Annotated in this window: 26 protein-coding genes; 7 read left to right on the forward strand and 19 right to left on the reverse strand. The window is 73.1% G+C overall.

The features are described from left to right. Window positions 1-11 precede the first annotated feature (11 nt). On the reverse strand, window positions 12-1076 hold the full coding sequence (locus tag OG767_RS26495) for an alpha/beta fold hydrolase (protein WP_405090972.1): 1065 nt from the start codon (window positions 1074-1076) through the stop codon (window positions 12-14). 185 nt (window positions 1077-1261) lie between these two features. Beyond that, entirely contained in the window at window positions 1262-1708 is a 447-nt protein-coding gene (locus tag OG767_RS26500) for an FHA domain-containing protein (RefSeq protein ID WP_281937561.1), read from the reverse strand. Between the two features lie 240 nt (window positions 1709-1948). Between OG767_RS26500 and OG767_RS26505 the strand changes: the two genes are divergently transcribed. Next, the gene (locus OG767_RS26505) at window positions 1949-3451 is read left to right on the forward strand and encodes an aldehyde dehydrogenase family protein (protein WP_405090973.1); all 1503 of its coding nucleotides are present in this window, start codon (window positions 1949-1951) and stop codon (window positions 3449-3451) included. 24 nt (window positions 3452-3475) lie between these two features. Here OG767_RS26505 and nucS read toward each other — a convergent pair whose 3' ends face one another. Next, entirely contained in the window at window positions 3476-4135 is a 660-nt protein-coding gene (gene nucS / locus OG767_RS26510) for an endonuclease NucS (protein WP_405090974.1), read from the reverse strand. Window positions 4136-4206: 71 nt separating this feature from the next. Between nucS and OG767_RS26515 the strand changes: the two genes are divergently transcribed. Continuing rightward, complete coding sequence (locus OG767_RS26515) at window positions 4207-4824, forward strand: DUF4126 domain-containing protein (protein WP_405090975.1); 618 nt, start codon at window positions 4207-4209, stop codon at window positions 4822-4824. An 83-nt stretch (window positions 4825-4907) separates the two neighbouring features. Here OG767_RS26515 and OG767_RS26520 read toward each other — a convergent pair whose 3' ends face one another. The 5 genes from OG767_RS26520 to OG767_RS26540 all read right to left on the reverse strand — a co-directional run bounded on the left by OG767_RS26520 (window position 4908) and on the right by OG767_RS26540 (window position 10782). Then, window positions 4908-5204: a DUF1540 domain-containing protein gene (locus OG767_RS26520; RefSeq protein WP_281937569.1), complete on the reverse strand. Its 297-nt coding sequence runs from the start codon at window positions 5202-5204 to the stop codon at window positions 4908-4910. Between the two features lie 119 nt (window positions 5205-5323). Beyond that, entirely contained in the window at window positions 5324-7318 is a 1995-nt protein-coding gene (locus OG767_RS26525) for a protein meaA (protein WP_405090976.1), read from the reverse strand. 112 nt (window positions 7319-7430) lie between these two features. Continuing rightward, complete coding sequence (locus OG767_RS26530; RefSeq protein WP_405090977.1) at window positions 7431-9584, reverse strand: FtsX-like permease family protein; 2154 nt, start codon at window positions 9582-9584, stop codon at window positions 7431-7433. After that, window positions 9581-10261, reverse strand: coding sequence for an ABC transporter ATP-binding protein (locus OG767_RS26535; protein WP_405090978.1), 681 nt, complete (start codon window positions 10259-10261; stop codon window positions 9581-9583). The genes OG767_RS26530 and OG767_RS26535 overlap by 4 nt, the downstream gene beginning before the upstream one ends. Further along, window positions 10258-10782 (reverse strand): PadR family transcriptional regulator, encoded by a 525-nt coding sequence (locus OG767_RS26540; protein WP_281937576.1) that lies wholly within the window; start codon window positions 10780-10782, stop codon window positions 10258-10260. The genes OG767_RS26535 and OG767_RS26540 overlap by 4 nt, the downstream gene beginning before the upstream one ends. An 85-nt stretch (window positions 10783-10867) precedes the next feature. Here OG767_RS26540 and OG767_RS26545 point away from each other — a divergent pair, with 85 nt between their 5' ends. The 3 genes from OG767_RS26545 to OG767_RS26555 all read left to right on the forward strand — a co-directional run bounded on the left by OG767_RS26545 (window position 10868) and on the right by OG767_RS26555 (window position 13448). After that, window positions 10868-11713 (forward strand): ABC transporter ATP-binding protein, encoded by an 846-nt coding sequence (locus tag OG767_RS26545; RefSeq protein ID WP_405090979.1) that lies wholly within the window; start codon window positions 10868-10870, stop codon window positions 11711-11713. Beyond that, entirely contained in the window at window positions 11713-12558 is an 846-nt protein-coding gene (locus tag OG767_RS26550; protein WP_405090980.1) for an ABC transporter permease, read from the forward strand. Before OG767_RS26545 ends, OG767_RS26550 begins: the two co-directional genes overlap by 1 nt. A gap of 80 nt (window positions 12559-12638) precedes the next feature. Continuing rightward, entirely contained in the window at window positions 12639-13448 is an 810-nt protein-coding gene (locus OG767_RS26555; RefSeq protein WP_405090981.1) for an alpha/beta hydrolase, read from the forward strand. Window positions 13449-13489: 41 nt separating this feature from the next. Here OG767_RS26555 and OG767_RS26560 read toward each other — a convergent pair whose 3' ends face one another. Both OG767_RS26560 and murA read right to left on the reverse strand, forming a co-directional pair. Beyond that, on the reverse strand, window positions 13490-14338 hold the full coding sequence (locus OG767_RS26560) for a 3-hydroxyacyl-CoA dehydrogenase family protein (protein WP_107157007.1): 849 nt from the start codon (window positions 14336-14338) through the stop codon (window positions 13490-13492). Window positions 14339-14404: 66 nt separating this feature from the next. Continuing rightward, window positions 14405-15835, reverse strand: coding sequence for a UDP-N-acetylglucosamine 1-carboxyvinyltransferase (gene murA, locus OG767_RS26565; RefSeq protein WP_405090982.1), 1431 nt, complete (start codon window positions 15833-15835; stop codon window positions 14405-14407). Here murA and OG767_RS26570 point away from each other — a divergent pair. Further along, entirely contained in the window at window positions 15834-16406 is a 573-nt protein-coding gene (locus OG767_RS26570; RefSeq protein ID WP_107157005.1) for a cob(I)yrinic acid a,c-diamide adenosyltransferase, read from the forward strand. The genes murA and OG767_RS26570 overlap by 2 nt on opposite strands. A 96-nt stretch (window positions 16407-16502) precedes the next feature. On the opposite strand, the gene OG767_RS26575 is transcribed toward OG767_RS26570, so the two are convergent. The 3 genes from OG767_RS26575 to OG767_RS26585 all read right to left on the reverse strand — a co-directional run bounded on the left by OG767_RS26575 (window position 16503) and on the right by OG767_RS26585 (window position 19174). Beyond that, a complete protein-coding gene (locus OG767_RS26575; protein ID WP_405090983.1) occupies window positions 16503-17231 on the reverse strand; it encodes a DedA family protein in 729 nt (242 codons plus the stop codon). Between the two features lie 81 nt (window positions 17232-17312). Continuing rightward, window positions 17313-18005: a response regulator transcription factor gene (locus OG767_RS26580; protein WP_281937587.1), complete on the reverse strand. Its 693-nt coding sequence runs from the start codon at window positions 18003-18005 to the stop codon at window positions 17313-17315. Next, a complete protein-coding gene (locus OG767_RS26585) occupies window positions 18002-19174 on the reverse strand; it encodes a sensor histidine kinase (RefSeq protein WP_405090984.1) in 1173 nt (390 codons plus the stop codon). The genes OG767_RS26580 and OG767_RS26585 overlap by 4 nt, the downstream gene beginning before the upstream one ends. A 129-nt stretch (window positions 19175-19303) precedes the next feature. Between OG767_RS26585 and OG767_RS26590 the strand changes: the two genes are divergently transcribed. Further along, entirely contained in the window at window positions 19304-19897 is a 594-nt protein-coding gene (locus OG767_RS26590) for a class I SAM-dependent methyltransferase (protein WP_281937592.1), read from the forward strand. 41 nt (window positions 19898-19938) lie between these two features. On the opposite strand, the gene OG767_RS26595 is transcribed toward OG767_RS26590, so the two are convergent. From OG767_RS26595 to OG767_RS26620, 6 genes are all read right to left on the reverse strand, one after another. Beyond that, window positions 19939-20493, reverse strand: coding sequence for a hypothetical protein (locus tag OG767_RS26595; protein ID WP_405090985.1), 555 nt, complete (start codon window positions 20491-20493; stop codon window positions 19939-19941). Window positions 20494-20900: 407 nt separating this feature from the next. Next, on the reverse strand, window positions 20901-21356 hold the full coding sequence (locus OG767_RS26600; RefSeq protein WP_281937595.1) for a DUF2550 domain-containing protein: 456 nt from the start codon (window positions 21354-21356) through the stop codon (window positions 20901-20903). Between the two features lie 12 nt (window positions 21357-21368). Further along, window positions 21369-21647: a F0F1 ATP synthase subunit epsilon gene (locus tag OG767_RS26605; protein WP_047893558.1), complete on the reverse strand. Its 279-nt coding sequence runs from the start codon at window positions 21645-21647 to the stop codon at window positions 21369-21371. 108 nt (window positions 21648-21755) lie between these two features. Further along, complete coding sequence (locus OG767_RS26610; RefSeq protein WP_405090986.1) at window positions 21756-22898, reverse strand: LCP family protein; 1143 nt, start codon at window positions 22896-22898, stop codon at window positions 21756-21758. Between the two features lie 215 nt (window positions 22899-23113). Continuing rightward, entirely contained in the window at window positions 23114-24559 is a 1446-nt protein-coding gene (gene atpD / locus OG767_RS26615) for a F0F1 ATP synthase subunit beta (protein WP_405090987.1), read from the reverse strand. Further along, window positions 24559-25488, reverse strand: coding sequence for a F0F1 ATP synthase subunit gamma (locus OG767_RS26620; protein ID WP_405090988.1), 930 nt, complete (start codon window positions 25486-25488; stop codon window positions 24559-24561). Before OG767_RS26620 ends, atpD begins: the two co-directional genes overlap by 1 nt. Window position 25489 lies beyond the last annotated feature (1 nt).

Raw genomic sequence — 25489 nt, forward strand, 5'->3', positions numbered from 1 at the left:
CGCACCGCGTCTCACGCGGGCGCGGTCACCCCGGCGAGCGCCAGCAGCTCGGCGACGAACTCGGCGGGCCGTTCCAGGTGCGGGCTGTGCCCGCAGCCCGGCAGCGCCACCTCCCGGTACGACCCGCCGGCCGCCGCGTACCGGTCCAGCACCGCGCGGGTCTGGCCGACCATCGGCTGCGGCGGGCACCCCTCGGCGCCGGGCCAGCCGGGCACGATCCCGAGCTGACCGAGGTACGCCAGGTCGAACAGCGAGGTGTCCGAGACGATCACGTCGGCGTCGCCGCGTACCCAGGTCACCGGCGGCTTGACCGGCACGGCGACCAACTCGTCGGCGAGCCGGAAGTGGGTCGGGGCCAACGCGTTGAGCACCCCGCGCCGCCCGGCGGCGGTCCCCGGCCAGTGGTCCGAGGCGGCCGCGGTGCCGGGATAGTTGTCGTCCCCGGTGGCGGTGGTCAGCATGCTCTCCAGCAGCAGGTCCTCGTGGTCGCCGAGCGACGCCGGGTCGGCCACGTACGCGGCGCGCAGCACGTTGCGCGGGCTGGTGGGGCCGTCGGCGCCCCGGTCACCGGCGGCGAGCCGGGCCACGAAGTCCGGGTTCGCGCCGCCCGCGCCGGTGCCGGCGAAGTCGGGCGTGGTGGGGGCGCCGGCGAGGTCCCGGGTGCCGCCGAAGCCGTACGGGGACACCGGCGCCGCCAGCAGCAGCCCGGCCACCCGTTCCGGCCGGTCGACGAGCAGCCGCATCGCCACGCCGCCGCCGAGCGAGTGCCCGACCACCACCGGCCGGGCGCCCGGGGCGAACAGCCCGGGGGTGTCGAGCAGGGCGGCCACGTCGTCGGCGAAGTCACCGACGCCGCGGGTGGCGTCGACGGGCGCGGTGTCGGTCTCGCCGTAGCCGCGCAGGTCGGGCGCGACCACCCGGAGCGTCGCCGGCAGTTCCGGCAGCAGCGGCTCCCAGAACGCCGACGACGAGACGTTGCCGTGCACCAGCAGCACCGGCACGCCGTCCGGGGGCCCGGCCACCCGGACCGCCTGGGTGATGCCGTTGGCCTGGACCGTGTGCCGCGCGCTCCGCATCAGCGCATGCTGGCACACCGCCCGCCCGGAAGCCATGTGCCCGCCCCACACACCGCCGCCCCACCCGCGCGCCCTGTTTCACGGAAAGTGCGGCTGTTCCGGCCGCGACAGCCGCACTTTCCGTGAATTCGCGCCCACGGTGAACGCGCGAGTGCGCGCGTGAGTGAGTGAGTGCGCGCGGGCGGTCAGCGGGCGTCGGCGGGTTGCGCCTCGCGGGACTCGATCGACTGCCGGGGCGCCGGGACCGGCAGCGGCAGCGTGGGCCGCTGGTCGCGGCGGGGCGCGCCGAAGGTCATCCCGACCGGGTCGGTCCGGGCCACGCCGGGATCGTAGAGGCGCAGATCGGTGCGGCCGAGCCGGACCACGTCCCCGTCGGAGATCGGCACGCTGCCGGTGATCCGGGTGTCGTTGAGCCAGGTGCCGTTGGTCGAGCCGAGGTCGGTGAGCAGCACCCCCTCCACGGTGGCCTGGATGGTGGCGTGCCGTCGGCTCAGGTGCGGGTCGGCGAGCACGACGTCGGCGGTCGGCGCGCGGCCGATCACCTGCACGCCCCGGCCGACCCGGAAACTGAGCCCGCGCATCGCTCCGCCCGACACCGTCAGCAACGGCATCAACTCCGGATGCTCCTCCATGGACAGTCGACCTCCACCCCACATCGCCCCGCGGCGTCAGCCTGCCACCTCACCGTAGTGGCTCCCACCCCCGCGCGGTCACCCGCGCGACCCCGGCCGGTCACCTCCCGTTCGCCGTTCGGGTGGCCGCACCGGGCGCGTTCGGACATCACGTGTGTCGATGTGACGGGCGTCGGTCCGGGCAGCGTAGCGGGCCTCCGCCACCTACCCATGAGTAATATTCGGGTCTAGACTTCGGCCATGACCGCAGTGCATCTCCCCGGAACCCCGCTCATCGAGGCCGGTCAACTGGTGTCGACCAGCCCGGCGACCGGCGCGGAGGCCGGGCGGCTCCCGGTGGCCACCGAGGCGGACGTGCGCGCCGCCGTCGACCGGGCCCGCCCGGCCGCCGAGTGGTGGGCCGGGCTCGGCTTCACCGGCCGGCGGGACCGGCTCCAGCGCTGGCGCGGCGTGCTCGCCCGGCGCATCGAGGAGCTGGCCGACCTGATGCACACCGAGGGCGGCAAGCCGGTCGGCGACGCCGTGGTGGAGATCCTCACCGCGCTGGAGCACGTCGACTGGGCGGCCCGTAACGCCCCGCGCGTGCTCGGGCCCCGCCGGGTCCGCTCCCGGCTGATCCTCGCCGAGTTCACCGGCCACCTGGAATACCAGCCGTACGGCGTGGTCGGCGTGATCGGTCCGTGGAACTACCCGGTCTTCACCCCGATCGGCTCGGCGGCGTACGCGCTGGCCGCCGGCAACGCGGTGGTGTTCAAGCCGAGCGAGTACACCCCGGCGGTGGGCCAGTGGCTGGTCGACCGGTTCGCCGAGGTGGTGCCGGAGCAGCCGGTGTTCCAGGCGGTGCACGGGCTCGGCGACGTCGGCGCGGCGCTGTGCCGTTCCGGCGTGGCGAAGCTGGCCTTCACCGGCTCGACCGCCACCGCGAAGAAGGTCATGGCGGCCTGCGCCGAGACGCTCACCCCGGTGCTGCTGGAGGCCGGCGGCAAGGACGCCATGATCGTCGACTCGGACGCCGACCTGGACGCCGCCGCCGAGGCGGCCGTCTGGGGCGGGCTGACCAACGCCGGCCAGACCTGCATCGGCATCGAGCGGGTCTACGCGGTCGACCAGGTCTTCGACGCGTTCGTCGACAAGGTGGTGGCGAAGGCCGGCCGGCTGACCGTGGGCGCCGACGGCACCGACCTCGGCCCGATCACCATGCCGGCCCAGATCGACGTGATCCGGCGGCACATCGACGACGCGGTCGCCCGGGGCGGCCGGGCGGTGCTCGGCGGCCCGGAGGCGGTCCAGCCGCCGTACGTGCACCCGACCGTGCTGGTCGACGTGCCGGAGGACTCCGCCGCCGTCCGCGAGGAGACGTTCGGGCCGACGCTGACCGTCAACCGGGTCCGCGACGTCGACGAGGCCGTCGAGCGCGCCAACGCGCTGCCGTACGGGCTCGGGGGTTCGGTCTTCGGCCGGGCGCGGGCGGTGGCCGTGGCGCGGCGGCTGCGCTCCGGGATGGCCTCGGTGAACTCGGCGCTGACCTTCGCCGGCATGTCCACGCTGCCGTTCGGCGGCACCGGCGAGTCCGGCTTCGGCCGGATCCACGGCGAGGACGGGCTGCGCGAGTTCGGCCGTCCCAAGGCGGTCACCCGCCGTCGGGCCCGCTCGCTGCTGCCGGCCATGACGTTCGAGCGCACCCCGGCCGACGTCGCCCGCCTGGTCAAGGTCGCCAAGCTGATGTACGGCCGGAAGCGCTGACCGCCCGGGCCGGGCGGTCAGGGCTCAGAACAGCGTCAGCTCGTCGCGCTCGATGCCGCGCAGCTTGTCGTAGTCGACCACGACGCAGCGGATGCCGCGGTCGGCGGCGAGCACCCGGGCCTGCGGCTTGATCTCCTGCGCGGCGAACACGCCGGTGACCGGCGCGAGCAGCGGGTCCCGGTTCATCAGTTCCAGGTAGCGGGTGAGCTGCTCCACCCCGTCGATCTCGCCGCGCCGCTTCACCTCGACCGCGACCGCGCCGGCGTTGGCATCCCGGCAGAGCAGGTCGACCGGGCCGATCGCGGTCATGTACTCCCGCCGGACCAGCGTGTAGCCCTCGCCCAGGGTGCCCGGGTTGGCGGCGAGCAGCTCCTGGAGGTGCGCCTCCACGCCGTCCTTGCGCAGGCCGGGGTCGATGCCCAGCTCGTACGAGGTGTCCTGGAAGATCTCCTCCAGCGTGATGCGCAGCTCCTCGCCGGCCTTGTTGACCACCCGCCAGACGCCGGGCGCCTCCTCCAGCCGACACGGCGGGCTCATCCAGTTCAACGGCTTGTAGGCCCGGTCGTCCGCGTGGATCGACACCGAGCCGTCCGCCTTGACCATGAGCAGCCGAGTGGCCGGCGGCAGGTGCGCCGAGAGCCGTCCGACATAGTCCACCGAGCACTTCGCAATGACCAACCGCACCCGACGAGGGTAGCCGAGCCCTCGACCGACGCCGACGAGCGCCACTGGCGCACCGGTGCCATTCTGAAATCGTGCTCGAAGTCCTCACCGGTTCCGGTCTCGCCGCCTCGGCTGGCCTGAACGCCTACATCCCGCTGATGCTGATGGGCCTGCTGGCCCGCTACACCGACCTGATCGAGCTGCCGAGCGGCTGGCAGTGGCTCGGCAACGGCTGGGTGCTGGCGATCCTCGCCGTGCTGCTGGCGGTCGAGGTGGTGGCCGACAAGGTGCCCGTGGTCGACCACGTCAACGACATGGTGCAGACCGTGGTCCGGCCGACCGCCGGCGGTCTGGCCTTCGGCGCCGGGTCCGGCTCGGAGACGGTCACGGTCAGCGACCCGGACACGTTCTTCTCCACCCACCAGTGGGTGCCGGTGGTGGTGGGCGTGCTGATCGCGCTCGGCGTGCACCTGCTCAAGGCCGCCGCCCGGCCGGTCATCAACGCCACCACGGCCGGTTTCGGCGCACCGGTGGCCAGCACCGCCGAGGACGCGACGAGCGTGGTCATGTCGGTGGTGGCGATCCTGCTGCCGGTGCTGGTGCTGGTGTTCGCGGTCGGCCTGGTGGTCTTCGCGGTCTGGTTGTTCCGCCGCCGGAAGGACCGCCGCCGGGAACGCGCGGCGGCGCGGGCCGCCGGCTTCCGCGTGTGACCGCGCCGCCGGCTTCCGCGTCCGAGCGCTGACTTCCGCGTCCGAGCGCGCCGACGGCTTCCGCGTCCGAGCGCGCCGGTCGCTCAGCGGCTGCGGTAGGTCATGCAGTCGGCCATGTCGTTGTCCGGGCCGACGGTGATGGCGGGGGCGTGGCACTCCAGGTCGGAGTTGTGCTGGCAGTCGGCGCGGGAGCAGGCGCCGACCTGCGCGACGAGCTGGTCGATGCCGCCGCGCACCGGCAGTTCCACGAACGTGTGGCAGTGCGCGTGGTCGCTGCTGCCGATCGTGATGGCGAACGCGTGGCAGTCGTTCGTGTGGTTGTAGGCGCAGGATCGGACGGCGCACTCCTGGACCCGGGGCATCTCCATCGACGCGGTCATCTTTCCGCCCTTCCGTGGGTGTCTTGCCCCACTTTAGGACTTTCACCGCTTTAGCGGGCCGGATCCGGCGTCAAGCGGGTGCCAGGCCTATACCGGAGGCGTTAAGCAGGGGCCCCGCCTTACATCCGCTCGCGGATGACGGTGACCAGCTCGTCGATGATGCCGGTGAGCGCGAAGTCCTTCGGCGTGAACACCCGGGCCACGCCGGCGGCCCGCAGCGTCTCCGCGTCGGCGGGCGGGATGATGCCGCCCACCACCACCGGCAGGTCGCCCCGGCCGGCCGCGCGCAGCCCGTCCAGCACCGCCGGCACGGCGGCCAGGTGCGAACCGGAGAGCACGGAGAGCCCGACCAGGTCGACGTCCTCCTCCACCGCGGCGGCCACGATCTGCCCGGCGGTCAGCCGGATGCCCTGGTAGATCACCTCGAAGCCGGCGTCGCGGGCGCGTACCGCGATCTGCTCCGCGCCGTTGGAGTGCCCGTCCAGCCCCGGCTTGCCGACCAGCAGCCGCAGCCGGCCGGTGCCCAGCTCCCGCGCGGTGGCGGCGACCCGCTCCCGGACCGCCGCGAGGTTCGCGTCGCCGCCGGCCCCGGCCGCGCCGGTCAGCCCGGTCGGCGCGCGGTACTCGCCGAACACCTGGCGCAGCGCGCCGGCCCACTCCCCGGTGGTCACCCCGGCGGCCACGCAGGCCAGCGTCGCCGGCATCAGGTTCACGGTGGTCGCGGCGTCCGCGCGCAGGCGCGCCAGCGCGGCGTCGACCGCCGCCGCGTCCCGGCCGGCCCGCCATTCGCGTACGCCGGCCGCGGCAGCCGCCTCGACCGCCGGGTCCACCTGTTCGATCGCCTCGGCGCCGGCCGCGGTCAGCGGGGACGGCTCGGTCTCGGTGAACCGGTTGACGCCGATCACCACGTCGGTGCCGGTCTCCATCCGCCGGCGCCGGTCGGCCAGCGAGGCGACCAGCGCGCTCTTGAGGTAGCCGGACTCCACGGCGGTCACCACGCCGCCCATCTCCAGCACCTTGTCCAGCTCGACCCGGGCACCGGTGACGATGTCGTCGACGAGCGCGGTCATCACGTGCGAGCCGTCGAACAGGTCGGGATATTCGAGCAGGTCCGACTCGTACGCCAGCACCTGCTGCATGCGCAGCGACCACTGCTGGTCCCACGGGCGGGGCAGGCCGAGCGCCTCGTTCCAGGCGGGAAGCTGCACGGCGCGGGCGCGGGCGTCCCGGGACAGCGTGACGCCGAGCATCTCCAGCACGATGCGCTGGATGTTGTTCTCCGGCTGCGCCTCGGTCAGGCCCAGCGAGTTGACCTGCACGCCGTAGCGGAACCGGCGCTGCTTCGCCTCGGTCACGCCGTAGCGGTCGCGGGTGATCTCGTCCCAGAGCGCGCCGAACGCGCGCATCTTGGCGATCTCCTCGACGAAGCGCACGCCGGCGTTGACGAAGAAGGAGATCCGCTGCACCACGTCGCCCATCCGCTCGGCCGGCACCTGGCCGGAGTCGCGCACGGTGTCCAGCACGGCGACCGCGGTGGCGAGCGCGAAGCCGACCTCCTGCACCGGCGTCGCGCCGGCCTCCTGGAGGTGGTACGAGCAGATGTTGACCGGGTTCCACCGCGGCATCTCGCGCAGCGTGTAGGCGATGACGTCGGCGGTCAGGCGCAGCGAGGCGGCCGGCGGGAAGATGTACGTCCCCCGGGAGAGGTACTCCTTGATGATGTCGTTCTGCGTGGTGCCGGCGCAGCGGCGCAGCTCGGCGCCCTGCTCGACGGCGGCCGTGCCGTAGAGCGCGAGCATCCACATCGCCGGCGCGTTGATGGTCATCGAGGTGTTCATCTCGGCGAGCGGGATGCCCTCGACCAGCGTGCGCATGTCGCCGAGGTGGGCCACCGGCACGCCGACCCGACCCACCTCGCCGGCGGCCAGCTCGTGGTCGGGGTCGTAGCCGGTCTGGGTGGGCAGGTCGAACGCGACCGACAGCCCGGTCTGCCCCTTCGCCAGGTTGCGGCGGTAGAGCGCGTTGGAGGCCGCGGCGGAGGAGTGCCCGGCGTACGTGCGCATCACCCACGGGCGGTCCCGCTCCGGCAGGCGTCCCGGCATCGCGTCGTCCATGGCCGGAGTCTAAGTTACCGTTCAGTAAAAGCGGCTGTGCAAAACCACACAGTTGGATGTCCGCGCCGGTGGGTCGGCCGGGCCCGCACATGTGGCCGACCCACCGGGCGGGTCACTCGCTGCGGGCGGTCTGCGGGCCGGTGACGCGTTCCAGCAGTGGCAGCGTGGCGGCGATGACGGCCAGGCAGCCGAGCAACCCGACGGCCACCACGGCGACGAAGCCGACCCCGGGCAGGCGCAGGTCGTAGTGCATCTGCGCGCGTAGGAACAGGTGCGCGGCGACCAGGCCCATCCCGACCGCGACCGCGGCGACGGTCAGCATCGGCACCACGCTCTCCAGCGCCACCACCCGGCGCAGCAGCCGCACCGGCGCGCCGGTGAGCCGCAGCAGGCTGAACGGCCGCTTCCGTTCGCTGAGGCCGGCCGCCACACCGACCGCCAGGCTGCATCCGGCGAGCACGAGGCTGGCCACCACGACCACGTCGGCCAACCGCTGCCAGCCCCGCATCGTGTTGGTGAAGTCGGACTCGAAGTCACCTGGCACGTTCGGGGCCACCGCGAAGGCGGGGATCGCGCGTTCGATGACCGTCCGGGCCCGCTCGACCGCGACCGGGCCGTCCGCGTCGACCGCCACGGAGTCCGCCGGCAGCCCGGGGAGGACGGCCGGGTCGACGGTGGACGCCGGCCAGATCCGGTCCGCCGAGGCGGACGCCCGCCAGGGGATCAGGCCCGACGCCACCTCGGCGACGGTCACCCCGTCGGCGCACCGCCCGTAGGCGGGTGGGATGTCCGCGCAGGCGATGACGCCGAACTCGTGGCCGAGGGCGCGCACCGGGTTCTGCCGGACGACCACCGGGTCCCGCACGCCGGGGACCGCGGCCAACTCGGTCAGCAGCGTGGCGGGCACCGGCGCGTCGTCCCCCGGATAGAAGGAGAGCCGACCGGCCTCCAGCGAACCCCGGGGGGCCGGGCCGCGCTCGGCCGCGATCGTCCCCATGATGCCGACCGCCACGGTCGTCACGAAGAGCGCGAGCATCACGCCGCTGACCGCCCGGAACCCGGCCGCCGGATTGTCGGCGAGCCGACGGGCGGCGATCAGCGCCGCCGGCCGGCTGGCCCGGGCCGCCATCGCCCGCGCCCCCACCATGGTCAACCAGGGGCCACCGGCGACCAGCCCGATCATGATCAGGAGCAGCGCGGGCAGGAAGAGCGCGGTCTGGCCGTCCGCGGTGCCGGGCCGGTAGAGCAACGCGAAGCCCAGCCCGGCGAAACCGAGCACGAGCGGGATCAACCGGTACGCCCGCGGCGGCCTCGGTGTCACCCGCCGGGTGACGCCGAGCGGGGAGATCCGTACCCGACGCAGGGCGACCCGGGCGGCGACCGCCGCGCCCGCCGGCACCCCGAGCGCCACCAGCAGGACGTCCGGCACGCCGAGGGCGAGGTCGTCGGGGAAGTACGGCATACCGGTGAACGGGATCCCGGCGAGCTGCGGGCGGAACGCGAGGAACAGCGCGAAGCCGACCGCGACGCCGACGGCCGCGGCGAGCGTGGCTTCCCCGGCCGCGACCACCGAGATCTGTCGCGGGGTGGCCCCGACCAGGCGCATCGCAGCGAAGCGTTGCTCCCGGCGGGCGGCGCCGAGCCGGGTCGCGGTGCCGATGAAGATGAGCACGGGGAAGAGCAGCCCGCCGGCCACCACGCCGAGGATGAGGTCGATCGCGGTCTCCGGCAGCGGCGCCTCGTTGCCGTCCACCCGGGTGACCTCCCGGACCCCGGCCAACGCGCCCACCTGGTCCGGGGTGCCACCGACGAGGATGAGCAGGGCGTCCGGCGAGGTGAGTGCCGCCGGGCCGATGATGCCGAGGTCGCGGCCCGGGTAGCGGTCGGCGAGCTGGTCGGCCGGGGTGGTGGCAAGCAGTTTCCGCATCGCCGGGGAGGCGTACCACTCGCCGGGGGCGGGGGGCCGGGGCACCCCGACCGGGGTGGGCGCGGTCGGCCCGGTGGCGGCGACGTCGACGCGGAGGATCTGCGCGCCGTGGAAGTAGTCGTACCGGGTCGACCAGAGCAGCGGATCGGTGGCTCCCCCCGCCGTCTCCTGCGGGTACATCGCGGCGTACCGGCCGAGCTGGGCGTTGGTGGCGTGCACGCCGGCCACGGTGGTGAGCAGCAGCCCGGTGCCGATCGCGACGGCGGCGGCGATGACCACCAGCCGGACGAGCGCCTCCCGACCACCCGCGACGGCGAGCCGGAGCGCGAGGGAGATCACGAGCCGACCCGGGCCGGGGCGTTGATCCGCCCGTCCCGCACCACGACCTCGCGGTCGGCGTACGCGGCGACGCGCGGCTCGTGGGTGACCAGGATGACTGTGGTGCCCTGTTCCCGGGCGGTGTCGACGAGCAGGGCCATCACCTCCTCGCCGGTGAGCGAGTCGAGCGCGCCGGTGGGCTCGTCGGCGAAGAGCACCTGCGGGCGGGCGACCAGGCCCCGGGCCAGCGCGACCCGCTGCGCCTGCCCGCCGGACAGCTCACCGGAGCGGCGGTGCTCCAGGCCGGCCAGCCCGAGCCGGTCGAACCAGCCGTGCGCGGCCCGCAGCGCCGGCGCGCGGCGGACCCCGCCGAGCAGCAGCGGCAACGCGACGTTCTCCGCGGCGGTGAGTTCGGGGACGAGCTGGCCGAACTGGAAGACGAACCCGAAGCGGTCCCGGCGCAGCGCGCTCCGGTCGGCCTCGCCGAGCGTGTCGATCCGGTTGCCGTCGAAGTGAACCTCGCCGGAGTCGGGCGGCAGGATGCCGGCCAGGCAGTGCAGCAGCGTCGACTTGCCGGAGCCGCTGGGCCCCATCACGGCGACGACCTCACCGGCCTCCACGGCCAGGCTCGCGCCGCGCAGGGCGGGGGTCTCGCCGAACGCGAACGTGACGTCGCGCGCCTCGATCGTCACGGTCATCGCCGGACCTCCTTCCGCAGCGCGTCGAGTCGGGCGCCGGTCGCCTCGATCCATCGCAGGTCCGCCTCCAGGTGGTAGAGGCCGTGGTCGGCGAGCATCACGTCGACCAGCCCGCCGTTCCGCTTGACCTCGGTCAGCTCGCGCATCCGGTGCAGATGGGCGGCGCGCTGGGTGTCCAGGTACGCCTCGGCCGGACGATCAAGCATCAGCGCGAGCACGACCTTGGCGAACAGCACGGTCTGCAGGTGGGGTTCCGGTTCCACCGGCTCGGTCAGCCAGTGCTCCACCTCGGTGGCGCCCCGGTCGGTGATGACGTAGCGCTTGCGGTCCGGCCCGGCGCCGGGGGCGACGTCGCTGACCATCACCTTGCCGTCCCGGGCCAGCCGGCTCAGCGTCGAGTAGACCTGCCCGTACGGCAGCGGTTTGCCGCGTCCGAAGAACGTGTCGTAGTCGCGTTTCAGGTCGTAGCCATGACTCGGTTCGCGTTCGAGCAGGCCGAGCAGGGTCAAGGGAACGGTCATGCGGCGATAATACACCGAGTGTATACCTCGCGTATATAGCTCACCCCGGGACCGGGCCGGGGGCCGCAGGACGCACACTTGAGTCATGGACCAGCAGCTCGCGATCTCCGTACGGGGACTGCGCAAGACGTACGGCGACAACGTCGCGGTGGCCGGGGTGGACCTGGACGTCCACCGGGGTGAGGTGTTCGCTCTGCTCGGCCCGAACGGCGCGGGCAAGACCACCACTGTCGAGATCCTGGAGGGCTACCGGCACCGCGACGCCGGCGAGGTGCGGGTACTCGGTGTCGACCCGGCCCACGCCGACGCCGACTGGCGCGCCCGGGTCGGGATCGTGCTCCAGGGCACCGGCGAGTTCGACGAGCTGACCGTGGGTGAGGTGGTCCGGCACTTCTCCGGCTTCTACCCGGACGCCGACGACCCGGCCAAGGTGGTCGAACGCGTCGGGCTGGGCGCCAAGGCGAAGGCGCGGACGCACACGCTCTCCGGCGGCCAGAAGCGCCGCCTGGACGTGGCGCTGGGCATCATCGGCCGCCCCGAGCTGCTCTTCCTCGACGAGCCGACCACCGGTTTCGACCCGGAGGCGCGGCGCGAGTTCTGGGAGTTGATCCGGGACCTGGCCGCCGCCGGCACCACCATCGTGCTCACCACCCACTACCTGGACGAGGCCGAGGCGCTCGCCGACCGGGTCGGCGTGATCGCGGCCGGCCGGGTGGTGGAGGTCGCGCCGCCGAACATGCTGGGCAACCGGCAGGAGTCGCTGGCGACCGTCTCCTGGCGTAACCCGGACGGGACGCCCGGGTCGGCGCAGACCGCGACGCCGACGGCGCTGGTGTACGACCTGGCCGCGCGCTTCGGCGGCGAGGTGCCCGGCCTCACCGTGACCCGGCCGACCCTGGAAGACGTCTACCTGCGGATGATCGGACACTGATGACCACCACGACGAAACCGACGGCCCCGGTCGCCGCCGCACCGGCCCGGCGGACCGGCGCGGGCGCGCTGGCGCTGCGCCAGGGCCGGCTGGAGATCACCCAGTTCCTGCGCAGCCGGGAGTCCGTCGTGTTCACGATGGGCTTCCCGATCATCATGATCCTGATCTTCGCGGCGATCTTCAGCGACGAGATCGCCCCGGGCGTCAGCTACACGCAGTACTTCATCACCGGCATGATCGCGACCGGCCTGATGACGGTGAGCTTCCAGAACCTCGGCATCTGGATCCCGATCGAGCGGGACCGGGGCGTGCTCAAGCGCTACCGGGGCACGCCGATGCCGAAGTGGGTCTGGTTCGCCGGCAAGGTGATCATGGTGGTGGTGATCGGTGTCGCCGAGACCGCGCTGCTGCTCGCCGTCTCGGTGGCGTTGTTCGACCTGGACCTGCCGCAGACCGCCGCCAAGTGGCTCACGTTCGGCTGGGTCGCCGTGCTCGGCGTCACCGCCTGCACGCTCTGCGGCATCGCCATCTCGTCGCTGGCCCGCACCGCCCGCAGCGGCTCGGCCGTGGTCACCCCGGTCGCGCTGGTCCTCCAGTTCATCTCCGGCGTGTTCTTCGTCTTCACCAGCCTGCCCACCTGGATGCAGCAGGTAGCGGCGATCTTCCCGCTGAAGTGGATGTGCCAGGGCCTGCGCTCGGTCTTCCTGCCGGACAGCTTCGGCGGCCAGGAGCCGGGCGGCTCGTTCGAGCTGGGCACGGTCGCGCTGGTGCTCGGCGCGTGGTGCGTGATCGGCCTGGTCCTCTGCCTGACCACGTTCCGCTGGACCACCCGCCGCGACGGCTGAGGTGTAAGGAGGGGCCCCTTCTTAACGCCTGGCGTTAAGAAGGGGCCCCTCCTTACACCCGGGGTGGCACACTGCCCGGCATGGGACGCACGCTGAGCCGGCGGACGGTGCTGACCGCCGCCGGCGGGATCGTCGGCGCCGGCCTGGTCGGCGGCCTGGCCGCCCGGCAGCTCGCCGAGCCCCGCCCCGGGCCCGGACCCGCCGCGCCGGACGCGCCGGCCGGCGACGAACGGCTGATCCGCATCGCCTCCGCCGCGCGGGGCCGGGAGGTGGACTTCTGGACCGCCGTGCCCGAGGGGTACGGCGACGGCCGCGGCCTGCCCGTCTGCCTGGTGCTGCACGGCGCCTCGGCCACCCCGCGCGACTACGGCCGGTTCGGGCTGGCCCGTTTCCTCACCGACGCGGTACGCCGCGGCGCACCGCCGTTCGCGCTCGCCGGCGCCACCGGCGGCCGGCTCTCCTGGCGCCCGTCGGGCAACGACGACCCGCAGCGGATGGTGCGCGAGGAGGTGCCCGCCTGGTGCGCCCGGAGCGGCTTCGACAGCAGCCGGCTGGCCGTCTGGGGCTGGTCGATGGGGGGCTTCGGGGCGCTGCTGCTCGCCGAGACGTACCCGGACTGGGCGCGGATGGTCGCGGCCTTCTCGCCGGCGGTCAGCCGCGGCGACGCGGTCTTCGACGGCGTGGAGAGGCTGCGCGGCACACCGGTCGGGCTCTGGTGCGGCCGGCAGGACAACTTCCTGAAGGACGTCCGCGCGTTGGCCCGGGTGCTGCCCGAACGCCCGGTACGCGCGTCCTGGGCCGACGGGCGGCACAACTTCGGCTACTGGGGCACCGTCATCCCGGACGCGTTCGCGCTGCTCGGCGCCGCGCTCACCCCGCCCCGGCCGTGAGCCGCCCCCGGCCGGCACGGGCCGGGGGCGGTCCGCACGACTCAGTACGGGTAGAAACCCTGGCCGGACTTGCGGCCCAGGTCACCGGCGGTGGCCATGCGCTGGAGCAGCTCCGGCGGGAAGAACTTCTCGTCCGCCGTGTCGGTGTAGATGTTGCGGGTGGCGTTCAGCAGCACGTCCACGCCGGTCAGGTCGACCGTGGCCAGCGGGCCCATGGCGTGCCCGAAGCCCAGCTTGCAGGCGGTGTCCAGATCCTCGGCGGAGATCACGCCGGACTCCACCAGCTTGACCGCCTCCATCGCCAGCGCGCAGATCAGCCGGGTGGTGACGAAACCGGCGATGTCCCGGTTGACCACCACGACGGTCTTGCCGATCTCCTCGGCGAACGACCGGGCGGTGTCCATGGTCGCGTCGGCGGTCTTGTAGCCCCGGACCAGCTCACAGAGCTTCATCATCGGCACCGGCGAGAAGAAGTGGGTGCCGACCACCGACTCCGGACGCTGCGTGGCGGTGGCGATCTGGGTGACCGGGATGGCCGAGGTGTTGGTGGCCAGCACCGCGTCCGCCTTGCAGATCTTGTCCAGCGCGCGGAACACCTCGTGCTTGATCTCGATCTTCTCGAAGACCGCCTCGACCACGATGTCCGCGTCGGCCGCCGCCTCCAGCTCGGTGGTCGGGGTGATCCGGGCCAGCGTCGCCTCGACGTCGGACGCCTCGATCTTGCCCTTCTCGGCGAACTTCGCCAGCGACTTCCGGATGCCGTCGACGCCCCGCTTCGTGGCCGCGTCGTCGACGTCGCGCAGCGTCACCTGCCAGCCCGCCTGCGCCGCCACCTGGGCGATGCCCGAGCCCATCAGCCCGGCACCGACGACCGCGAGTCGACCCGCCATCTGCTTCTCCCTCGCCCGTTTCCTACACCGTCTGGGAGAACCCTACTTAACGAGGGATAAGGACCGTCAGATGGCCAGGTCCGGTTCCTCCGGCGCGGTGCCCCGCTCCACCTCGACGCCGAGCGCCCGCAGGTCCGCCACGAAGTCCGGGTAGCCCCGGTCGACGTGGTGCACGTGCGAGACCTCGGTGAGCCCGTCCGCGCACAGCCCGGCGATGATCAGGCCGGCGCCGGCCCGGATGTCGGTGGCCCGGACCGGGGCGCCGGAGAGCCGCTCCCGGCCGCAGACCAGGGCGTGGTGGCCGTCGGTGCGGATCTCCGCGCCGAGCCGCATCATCTCGTTGGCGAACATGAACCGGCCGTCGAAGATGTTCTCCGTGATCAGGGAGCCGCCGTGGCTCACCGCGGCCAGCCCGATCGCCATCGGCAGCAGGTCGGTGGCGAAGCCCGGGTAGGGCAGCGTGACCACGTCCACCGCCGCCGGCCGGTCGTCCATCCGGACCCGGAACGCGTCGCCGCGCGTCTCCACCAGGCCGCCGGCCGAGACCAGCTTGTCCAGCGCGACCTCCAGGTAGGCCGGGTCGAGGCCGGTCACGGTGACGTCGCCGCGGGTCATCGCGGCGGCGAACGCCCAGGTGCCGGCCACGATCCGGTCCCCCACCGTGGCGTGCCGCACCGGGCGCAGGTCGGGCACGCCGACGATCTGCACCATCGAGGAACCGGCGCCGGAGATCCGGGCGCCCATCCGGTTCAGCATGGTGCAGATGTCGACGATCTCCGGCTCCCGGGCCGCGTTGTCGATCGTCGTGGTGCCCCGGGCCAGCACCGCCGCCATCACCAGGTTCTCGGTGGCGCCCACGCTCGGGAAGTCCAGCACGATGTCCGCGCCGTGCAGCCCGTCGGGCGCCTCGGCGATGACGAAGCCGTGCTCACCGGAGATGTCCGCGCCCATCCGGGCCAACCCGGCGATGTGCATGTCCAGGCCGCGCGAGCCGATCGCGTCGCCGCCGGGGTGGGCCACCCGGACGTGCCCGCGCCGCGCCAGCAGCGGGCCGAGCACGCAGATCGACGCGCGCAGCCGGCGGACCAGGTCGTAGTCGGCCTCCGCGCCCGGCCGCTCCGGCACGTCGATGACGACCGAGCGGGACCGCTCCTTGCCGCCGCCGGCGACCATCGGGTCGACCGGGTCGTCGGGGCCGAAGCGTACGCCGCAGCCGAGCCGGCGCAGCACCTCACCCATGATCGCGATGTCGGTGATCCGGGGCACGTTGGTGATCACGCTACGGCCGGGCGCGAGCAGCGCGGCGGCCATCAGCTTCAACGCCGAGTTCTTCGCGCCCACCACGTGCACGGTGCCGGCCAGCCGGGCGTCCCCGCGTACCCGGATGACGTCGACGTCGCTGACCGCCGGGTCGCCGGCGTCGCCCGGCCCCACCGCGGTCGGCCGGTCGGGCCGCACCGGGATGGTCAGGTCAGGTATCCGTAGGCTGTGCGTCATGGCCGTCCACCTCACGCGCATCTACACCAAGGCCGGCGACGCCGGCATGACCAGGCTGAGCAACAACGAGCAGGTGCCGAAGACCGATCCGCGGATCGCCGCGTACGCGGACGTCGACGAGTGCAACGCCTCGATCGGCGTCGCGCTCGCCCTGGGGCAGCTCCCGGACGAGCTGCGCGGGGTGCTGGAGTCCGTGCAGAACGACATGTTCGACGTCGGCGCGGACCTGGCGACGCCGGTCGAGCCGGACCCGGAGTACCCGCCGCTGCGGGTCACCGAGGAGTACGTCGAACGCCTCGAGGGCTGGTGCGACGAGTTCAACGCGCGCCTGGGCAAGCTCGACTCCTTCATCCTCCCCGGCGGCACCGCGGGCGCGGCGCTGCTGCACGTGGCACGGACGACCGCCCGGCGCGCCGAGCGTGCGGCATGGGCGTTGGTCGCGCACGACCCCGATCGGACCAGCACGCTCCCGGCAAAGTATCTCAACCGGCTCTCCGATCTGCTCTTTATCCTGTCAAGAACGGCAAATCCGGGCGGCGACGTGCTATGGGTGCCGGGCGGGAAGCGCTGACCGTCGGCGGGCCGCACCACGCGCAGGCCCGCATACCCGACCTGACGGCAGCCAGTCGTACCCGGTGACCGGATTCCGGCGGAGCGGCCGGCCGGGTCAGCAGCGGTCGACCGCGCCCCGCCGGACGGGCGCGGTCCGGCCCGCCCCCGGACGGCGGGAACCCGGCCGGCGGCGGGTGCCGCCCGCCCGCGCCGGCACCGGCCCGGAGCAGGCGCGGCGGGCCGCGCGCCGTCGGCGTACCCGCAGACGCCGGAACGCCACCGCGAGCGCGACCGCCACCACCACCGCCACCCCGGCGGCGGCCGGGAGACCGGCCGGCAGTCCGCCGGCCGCCCAGCCCACCAGCACCGTGCCGGGCACCCAGACGACGACCGCCAGGCCGTCGAAGAGCACGAACCGGCGGTACGGCAGTCCGGCCGCCCCGGCCACCCGGGGCACCAGCGTGCGGACGAACGCGGTCCAGCGACCCAGCAGCACCGCGGTCCCGCCCCGGGCGGCGACCAGCGCCTCGGCCCGCCGCCAACGAGGTTCCCCCACCCACCGGCCGACCGGCCCACCACGCAGGCGGGGGCCGAGCAGCCGCCCCTCCAGATAGCCGAGCTGGTCCCCGACGAACGCGGCGGTGGTGGTCACCGCCAGCGCGGCGCCCAGGTCGACGCGGCCGGCACGGGCCAGCAAGCCGACCGTCAGCATGGTGGTCGCGGCCGGCAGCACCAGCCCGGCCAGCAGCCCCACCTCGCCGGCGAGCACCGCCGCCGCGACCAGCAGCAGGAGGCCCGGCGGCAGGGTGTCGAGCCGGTCCACCAGGGAATCCAGGAAGGTCATGCCTACCAGCGTCGCCGCGGCGTCGGCCGGTGACGTCCTGCCCGCGGCCGGGGCGGGTCCTCCGGGTGGCCGGTCGTGGCCCTAGGGTCCACCCGGATCCGGCACCGGGTTGAACCCGTCGTCGACCAGACCGAGCCGATGCGCCACCACCGCGGCCTGCACCCGGTTCCGCAGCTCCAGCTTCTCCATCGCGGCCGAGACGTGCGTCTTCACCGTGGTCACGCCGAGGTGCAGCCGGGCGGCGATCTCCGCGTTCGACAGTCCCGCCCCGACCAGCGCCAGCACCTCCCGCTCCCGCGGGCTGAGCAGGCCCAGCCCCGCGACGGCCGGATCGGGGGTACGGTCGCGGTCGTGCGCGGCGAGCGCGCGGCGCAGCACCCGGGCCAGCACCGGCGGGGCGAGCAGCGGCTCACCCTGGGCGGCCCGCCGCACCGCGTCGACCAGTTCCTCCGGGGCGCCGTCCTTCACCAGGTAGCCCTGCGCGCCCGCGCCGAGCGCCCCGTAGACGTTCGCGTCGTCCGCGAACGTGGTCAGCACCAGCACCCGGGCCGCCGGCTGCTGCCGCAGGATCCGCCGGGTCGCCTCGATGCCGTCCAACCGGGGCATCCGCAGGTCCATCAGGATGACGTCCGGCCGTAGCCGCTCGGCGAGCCGGACCGCCTCGTGGCCGTCGCCGGCCTCGCCCACCACCTCGAAGCCCCCGGCCGTCCGCAGCACCAGGCCCACCCCGGCCCGGACCAGCGTCTGGTCGTCGACCACCAACACTCTGATCATTCGTTCTCCCTGATCGGCAGCCGCACCCGGACCCGCCAGCCGCCGCCCTCGGTGCCACCCGCGACGAGCGTCCCACCGAGCAGGCCCACCCGCTCCCGCATGCCACGCAGCCCGTGCCCCGAGGCCGGCAGCCGGGGCCCCGGACGCGCCGGGCCGCTGTCCCACACCTCGATCAGCAACGCGCCGGCGGTCACCTGGACGTCGACCGAGACGACCGCGCCCGGCCCGGCGTGCTTCAGGCTGTTGGTCAGCGCCTCCTGCACCACCCGGGCCGCGGTCGTGCCTCCCACCAGCGGCATGTGCAGCACCTCGGGCATCCGTACCTGCACCGCCAGGCCGGCCTCCCGCACCCGCCGGGCCGCGTCCCGGATCACCTGCGCCGGATCGACGGAGGTCTCGGCCGGCGCCACCGCGTCCGGGTCACGGAGCACCTCCAGCAGTTCCCGCAGCTCGTCCAGCACCTGGCCGGCGGTGTCCCGCAGCTCGTCGAGCGCCAACACCGCCTCATCGGGGCGGCCGGTGTGCTGCACCGCGTACCGGGCGGCGCCGGCCCGCAGCGCGATCGCCGCGACGTGGTGCGCGACGATGTCGTGCAGGTCCCGGGCGATCGCGGTGCGCTCGGTCAGCCGGACCATCCGGGTCTCCGTCGCCCGCCGCTCCTCCGCCTCCCGGGCCCGTTCCTCGGCCGCGCGGGCGGCCTGGCGCACGCCGCTGAGGTAGCGGCCGAACGCCACCGGCGCGGCGGCGATCCCGGCCAGCATCACCAGCCGCAACACGCCGACACCGCCGCGGAGGACCTCCGCGTTGCCCGGGTCGATCACGTTGACCAGCGTCACGGTCAGCAGCAGCGCGTACCCGGCAGCCGTGGCCGGCCAGCTCGACCGGTACGCGACGTAGCCCAACGCGACCGCGGCGGCGAACTGGGCGGTGTCCGCGCCGGTCACCGTCACCGCGTCGGCCACCACCAGCAGCGCCGACGTGGCGAGCAGCACCGGCCACGGCCAGCGCCGGACGCCCACCAGGACCAGGCCGGTGAGCACCGCGAAGACCCCCGCCCACGCCTCGCGCGGAATGCCGGGGAGGACAATCCGGGTGCTGATCAACCCCAGCGCGGCCGTGCCGAGCCCGAGCAGCAGCTCGGGCCACCAGCTCCACCGCCTGCCCCCCATGCGGCCACCATACGGAGCCGGACGCGGCGGCCAGCCCTTCCACCGGCCGGTGCCCCTCCTCCGACTGGCCGGTGTGCCGGCCCGCCGCACGAGACCCGGGCGGCGTCCGCGCGCCTACCGTCGGTCGGCGTGATCAGCGACGCCCCCACCTTCCTCGGCCAGTTCGCCCGGCACCCGTTCGCCACCGGCGCGGTGTTGCCGAGCGGGTCGGTCCTCGCCCGGGACATCACCGCCGCCGTGCCCCGCAACGGGCATCCGCTGGTGGTGGAGCTGGGCCCCGGCACCGGCGCCTTCACCCGGGCCATCCAGCAGCGGCTGGCCGGACGCGGCCAGCACCTGGCGGTCGAACTGAACCCGAGCTTCGCCGCCGCGCTTGCCCGTCGTCACGCCGCCGTCGAGGTGGTACGCGCCGACGCCGCCACCCTCGACCGGGTGCTGACCGAGCGGCACCTGCCCGCCGCCGACGTGGTGGTGAGCGGGCTGCCCTGGGCGGCCTTCGGCGCCGGGCGGCAACTGGCCGTTCTCGACGCGGTGCGTGCGGCGCTGCGGCCGAGCGGCGTGTTCACCACGTTCGCGTACCGGCACGCGCTCGCGACCCGGCCCGCCCGCCGCTTCCGGCACCTGCTGACCGGGGCGTTCGAGGAGGTGACGATCGGGCGGACGGTCTGGGCGAACCTGCCACCGGCCCTGGTCTACCACTGCCGTCGGCCGGTGAGCCGCTGAAGGCCGGCACCCCTGTCCGGGGTGCCGGCCTTCGTGCCGTCTTACTTGGTCCAGTGCTTGTTGACCAGGTCGGTGGCCTGCTTCTCCCACTGCGCGTACGCGTCCGGGTAGGCGGACACCTGCACGGTCTGCGCGGCCTTGGTCAGCGGCATGTCCTGCCAGCCGTCGACCTGCTTCAGGCCCTTCAGGAACGCCAGGGTCGAGTACTCGGGGTCGGTGATCTGCTCCGGGGTGCCCCACCCGGAGGAGGGGCGCTGCTGGAACAGACCCAACGAGTCGTGGTCATTGCGGTCGCCGAGGTGGCCCAGGTTCTCCAGCTTCGACTCCTGCAACGCGGTCGCGATCGAGACCACCGCGGCCCGCTCGGGCAGCCCGGCCTTCTTCGTCGCGGCGATGATCGCCTTGACGTTGGCGGTCTGCTCGTCGTTGAGGTTGATCGTGGACTGCTCACCCTGCACGCTCGCCACCGCGACCGGCTTGGCAGCCGTGGCGGCGTGCGCGGACTCGACGTGACCGGCGATCGGACCGGCGAACACACCACCGGTGAAAGCCAGACCAGCAATACCCAGAACGCTCTTACGCAGCATCGTGTTCATCAGAGGGCTCCATTCGGGGGTCAACGCACCAGGGGGGGTGCGGGCACCGTCAGGCGCACAAGAAGAAGCTCGGGGGTTCCGGCTGCTCGCGGGGCGGGGGCCTCATCGCGGCGCTGGAACTGTGTGTAACGACCGGGGGTCCGCCGTCATTCCCAGGCGGGGGGCGCTTGCCTTCCTCGGCCGTGCACCGGGATACAACGCCGCGACCCCCCGACCCATTCCACCGCCAGCGTGCCGCCCACCACCCCCAAACCGGACACCCCACCCCACATGGGGAGCCCCCGACCCCCCAACCGCCGATCTTGCAGTTACGGACCGCCCATTCGGTGCGAAACCGACGTTCCAGGGGCACCAAGTGCAAGATCGGCGCAGTGCAGGGGCGGGGACCGGGGACGGGACGGGGGGCGTTAGGCGGCGGGCCAGTCCTGGGAGGCCAGACGTGGCGAGGCCGCCCCCGGAGGGGCGGCCTCGAGCCAGGAGAGGAAGCCGGTCACCGTGGATCGCGCCATGGCGATCTCGACCGGAGCATGGTCGCTGGTACAGCGCAGGATCACCCAGTCGGCCGGCATGGAGAAGCGCTCCTGCCCCTCGGGCAGTCGGCGGCGCTCCACCGCCAGCCCCTTGCGGGAGAGCACCCGCTTCGGGCGGAGCGCGAAGCTGAACATGCGGTACCAGCGGAGCTGATCGCCGGCGAACCGCCCGAAGCCGGGTGACCAACCACGGCCGTCGAGCATCGTGGTGACCCGGACGCTCAGCCGGATGATTCCCCCGCTACGGGTGAACAGGGCCCGCCGGATGAAGAGGATCAGAAGCGCGACGACGACGACCGCGACGCCGATTCCGATCCCTTCCACGATCTCCATCGGCGGGTCGGCTCAGCGGGCCGGAGTGGCCGGGGTGGCGCTCTCGGCGAGGACGGTCACGCCCTCACCGGTGACCGACAGGAAGCCGCCGGCGACGTCGTACGCGACCTGCTGGCCACCGGCCTGCTTGATGCGCACCTGGCTGGGCTCCGCGAGCTGGCCGAGCAGCGGCGCGTGCCCCGGCAGCACACCGAGCTCACCCTCGGTCGTCCGGGCGACGACCATCTCGGCCTCACCGGTCCAGACCTTCTCCTCGACGGCTACGAGCTCGACGTGAAGCTGCTGTGCCACGCTGTCTCCTTGCTGCGGCGGCGGATTGCCGAAAGTCTAGTCGCGCCCCCGGGCGCCACCCAACGCGGGTGGTGAGAGCCGGGCCACGGCACTCCGCACCCGCTCAGGCTACTGGCTCTTCTGCTTGAAGTCGGGGTGCTCCAGCAGGAACGCGTCCAACTGCTCGGCACGCAGGGCGGCGAAGAAGTCGTCGGCCGGCGCGAGGAGCTGTTCGCCCCGGTAGGCGCTGCCGCTCCCGATCGGCCCGCCGGGCAGCTTGATCGTCTCGATGGCGTCGGGCCGGATGTCCTTGAGCGCGAGGCCGAAGTCGACGACGCTGTTGCCCCGGCCGTTGAAGACCAGCGACTGCCCGGCGGCCCGCAGCACCCGGTCCAGCTTGACCGGGTTGGCCACCACGTCGGCGCTGAACGCCTGGCTGACCATCGCCTTGACGAACTGCTGCTGGTGCCGCTGCCGGCCGTAGTCCGCGTCCGGCACGCCGTTCTTGGGGTAGCGCTGCCGGACGTAGTCCAGCGCCTGCCAGCCCGTGAGGTGGGCGTTGCCCTTCTTGTACCGGGCCTGCGGGCCGAGGTAGCCACCCCCGCCGGGCTTGAGCTGACGCGGCGTGCCGTCCGGCTGGAGGTGCTCGGACTTCACGTCGCGCTCGATGTACATGTCGACGCCGCCCATGGCGTCCACGATCTTCTTGAACCCGCTGAAGTTGATGATCGCGCCGGCGTCGAAGCGCTTGATGCCGGTGACCCCCTGCACGGTCTTGGCGAGCAGTTCGAAGCCCTGCGCGGCGCTCGGGTTCTTGCCCGGCACGTTGCTGCCGTGCGACATGGCGGCGTTGATCCGGTCGGTGCCGCCGGAGTAGTCGGCCTTCGGGAAGGCCGGGATGTCCACCCGCAGGTCGCGCGGGAGCGAGAAGAGATAGCCGCGGTCCATGCCGGCCGGCACGTGCAGGATCATGATCGAGTCGGAGAGCGGGCGGGCCGTCGAGGTGCGGGGGTCGATGCCGACGAGCAGGATGTTGAGCGGGCCCTTGATGTCGCTCTTCTTCTCGGTGGCGCCGGCGGCCTGGTCGCCGAAGAGGTCGCCCTTGCCGACCGCGCCCTCGTAGCGCGCGACGAGTGTGTGGTAGCCCACCAGCACCGAGCCGCTGAGCACCATCATGACGATGCCGAGGATGGTGCTGACCCGGGCCCACCGCGGCACGCCACGCCACATGGACCGCTTGCCCCGGTCCGTGCCGCCCTTACCCACGAGCATCTCCTATCGTCGCGCCCACGAAGAGGAGACGGGCGCAGGGGTCCGTTTCGTTGCAGAGATCAACGACGGTGACGCGAATTCGTGTCACGAACGGTACCGCGCGCTTCGGCGGACCGCTTGCCGGCCAACCGGGCGTCTGGTACGGGACCGGTCGTGAACAGGCGAAGGCCGCCCCGACGAGATGTCGGGACGGCCTTCGTGGTGTGAGCGGGCTCTCAGCCCTCCTCACCCATCAGCTCCTCGGCCTTGGCCTTGAGGTCCTCCAGGCCGCCGCACATGAAGAACGCCTGCTCCGGGAAGTGGTCGAACTCCCCCTCGCTGATCCGGCGGAAGGCGTCGATGGTCTCCGCGATCGGGACCGTCGAGCCCGGCACGCCGGTGAACTGCTCGGCGGCGTAGGTGTTCTGCGAGAGGAACCGCTCGATCCGGCGGGCGCGGCCGACGGTGAGCTTGTCCTCCTCGGAGAGCTCCTCGATGCCCAGGATGGCGATGATGTCCTGCAGGTCCTTGTAGCGCTGCAGGATCCGCTTCACCTCGGTGGCGACGGCGAAGTGGTCCTCGCCGACGAACTCCGGGGCGAGGATCCGGGACGAGGACGCCAGCGGGTCCACGGCCGGGTAGATGCCCTTGTCGGAGATCGACCGCTCCAGGTTGGTGGTCGCGTCGAGGTGGGCGAACGTGGTGGCCGGCGCCGGGTCGGTGTAGTCGTCGGCGGGCACGTAGATCGCCTGCATCGAGGTGATGGCCTGGCCCCGGACGGAGGTGATCCGCTCCTGGAGCTCGCCCATCTCGTCGGCCAGGGTCGGCTGGTAACCCACCGCGCTCGGCATGCGGCCGAGCAGCGTGGAGACCTCGGAACCGGCCTGGGTGAAGCGGAAGATGTTGTCGATGAAGAGCAGCACCTCCTGCTTCTTCACGTCGCGGAAGTACTCCGCCATGGTGAGCGCGGAGAGCGCGACCCGCAGCCGGGTGCCCGGCGGCTCGTCCATCTGGCCGTAGACCAGCGCGGTCTTGTCGATGACGCCGGACTCGGTCATCTCGGCGATGAGGTCGTTGCCCTCGCGGGTGCGCTCACCCACGCCGGCGAAGACCGAGGTACCACCGAAGTTCCGGGCCACCCGGGTGATCATCTCCTGGATGAGCACCGTCTTGCCCACGCCGGCGCCGCCGAACAGGCCGATCTTGCCGCCCTTGACGTACGGGGCGAGCAGGTCGATGACCTTGATGCCGGTCTCCAGCATCTCGGTCTTCGGCTCCAGGTCCGCGAAGGCCGGAGCCTTGCGGTGGATGCCCCAGTGGTCGTCGGCCTGGATGGTCTCGCCCTCGGTGAGGTTGAGGCACTCGCCGATCGCGTTGAACACGTGACCCTTGACCGCGTCGCCCACCGGCACGCTGATCGGCGAGCCGGTGTCCCGGACGTCGGCGCCGCGGACCAGGCCGTCGGTCGGCTGCATCGAGATGGCGCGGACCAGGTTGTCACCCAGGTGCTGGGCGACCTCCAGGGTCAGCGTCTTCTCACCGCCGGAGAGCGTCACGTCGACGTGCAGGGCGTTGAACAGCCCCGGCATGGCGTCGCGCGGGAACTCGGCGTCGACGACCGGGCCGATGACCCGGACCACGCGACCCGTGGCCGTCTTGGTCTCCACTGCGGATACAGTCATCACACTTCACTTCCCGACGCGGCCAGCGCGTTCGCGCCGCCGACGATCTCACTGATCTCCTGGGTGATCCCGGCCTGACGGGCCGAGTTCATCTCACGCGTGTACTTCTCGATCATGTCTTCGGCGTTGTCGGTGGCGCTCTTCATCGCCCGCCGACGGGCGGCCGACTCGCTCGCCGCCGACTCCAGCAACGCCGCGTAGATCCGCGTGTTGATGTACTTCGGCAGCAGCGCGTCGAGCAGCGACTCCGGCTCCGGCTCGAACTCGTACGCCGGCAGCAGGCCCTCGGACCGCGGCCGGTCCTCGACCTGCATCGGCCCGACGATCCGGGTCACCGGGTTCTGCGTCATCAGGGACTTGAACTCGGTGTACACGATGTGCAGCTCGTCCACGCCGAGGACCCCGTCCGCCCCGGCGTGGCCGTCCGCGTCGTCCGCGCCGGCGGTGAACGCCTTGATCAGCGTGTCACCGACCTCGCGGGCGTCGTCGAACGACGGCTGCTCGGAGAAGCCCGTCCAACTGGCGGCCATCTCCCGGTTGCGGAACCGGTAGAACGCCACGCCCTTGCGGCCGATGACGTAGAGCACCGGCTCCTTGCCGTCGGCGCGCAGCCGGGCGATCAGCGACTCGGCGGTCCGGATCGCGTTCGAGCTGTACCCGCCGGCCAGACCCCGGTCGGCGGTGACCAGCAGGACGCCCGCCCGCCGCACCCGCTCGCGCGGGGTGAGCAGCGGGTGGTCGATCCGCGCGTTGGAGGCCAGCGCCGTCAGCACGCCGGTGATCGCCTCGGCGTACGGCAGCGAGGCCGCCACCTTGGCCTGGGCCTTGGCGATGCGGCTCGTCGCGACGAGCTCCATCGCCTTGGTGATCTTCTTCATCCCCTTGGCGGAACGGATCCGCTGTCGGAGAACGCGTACCTGGGCGGCCATC

This window comes from Micromonospora sp. NBC_01392 (assembly GCF_045040125.1).
Taxonomy (GTDB): Bacteria; Actinomycetota; Actinomycetes; order Mycobacteriales; family Micromonosporaceae; genus Micromonospora.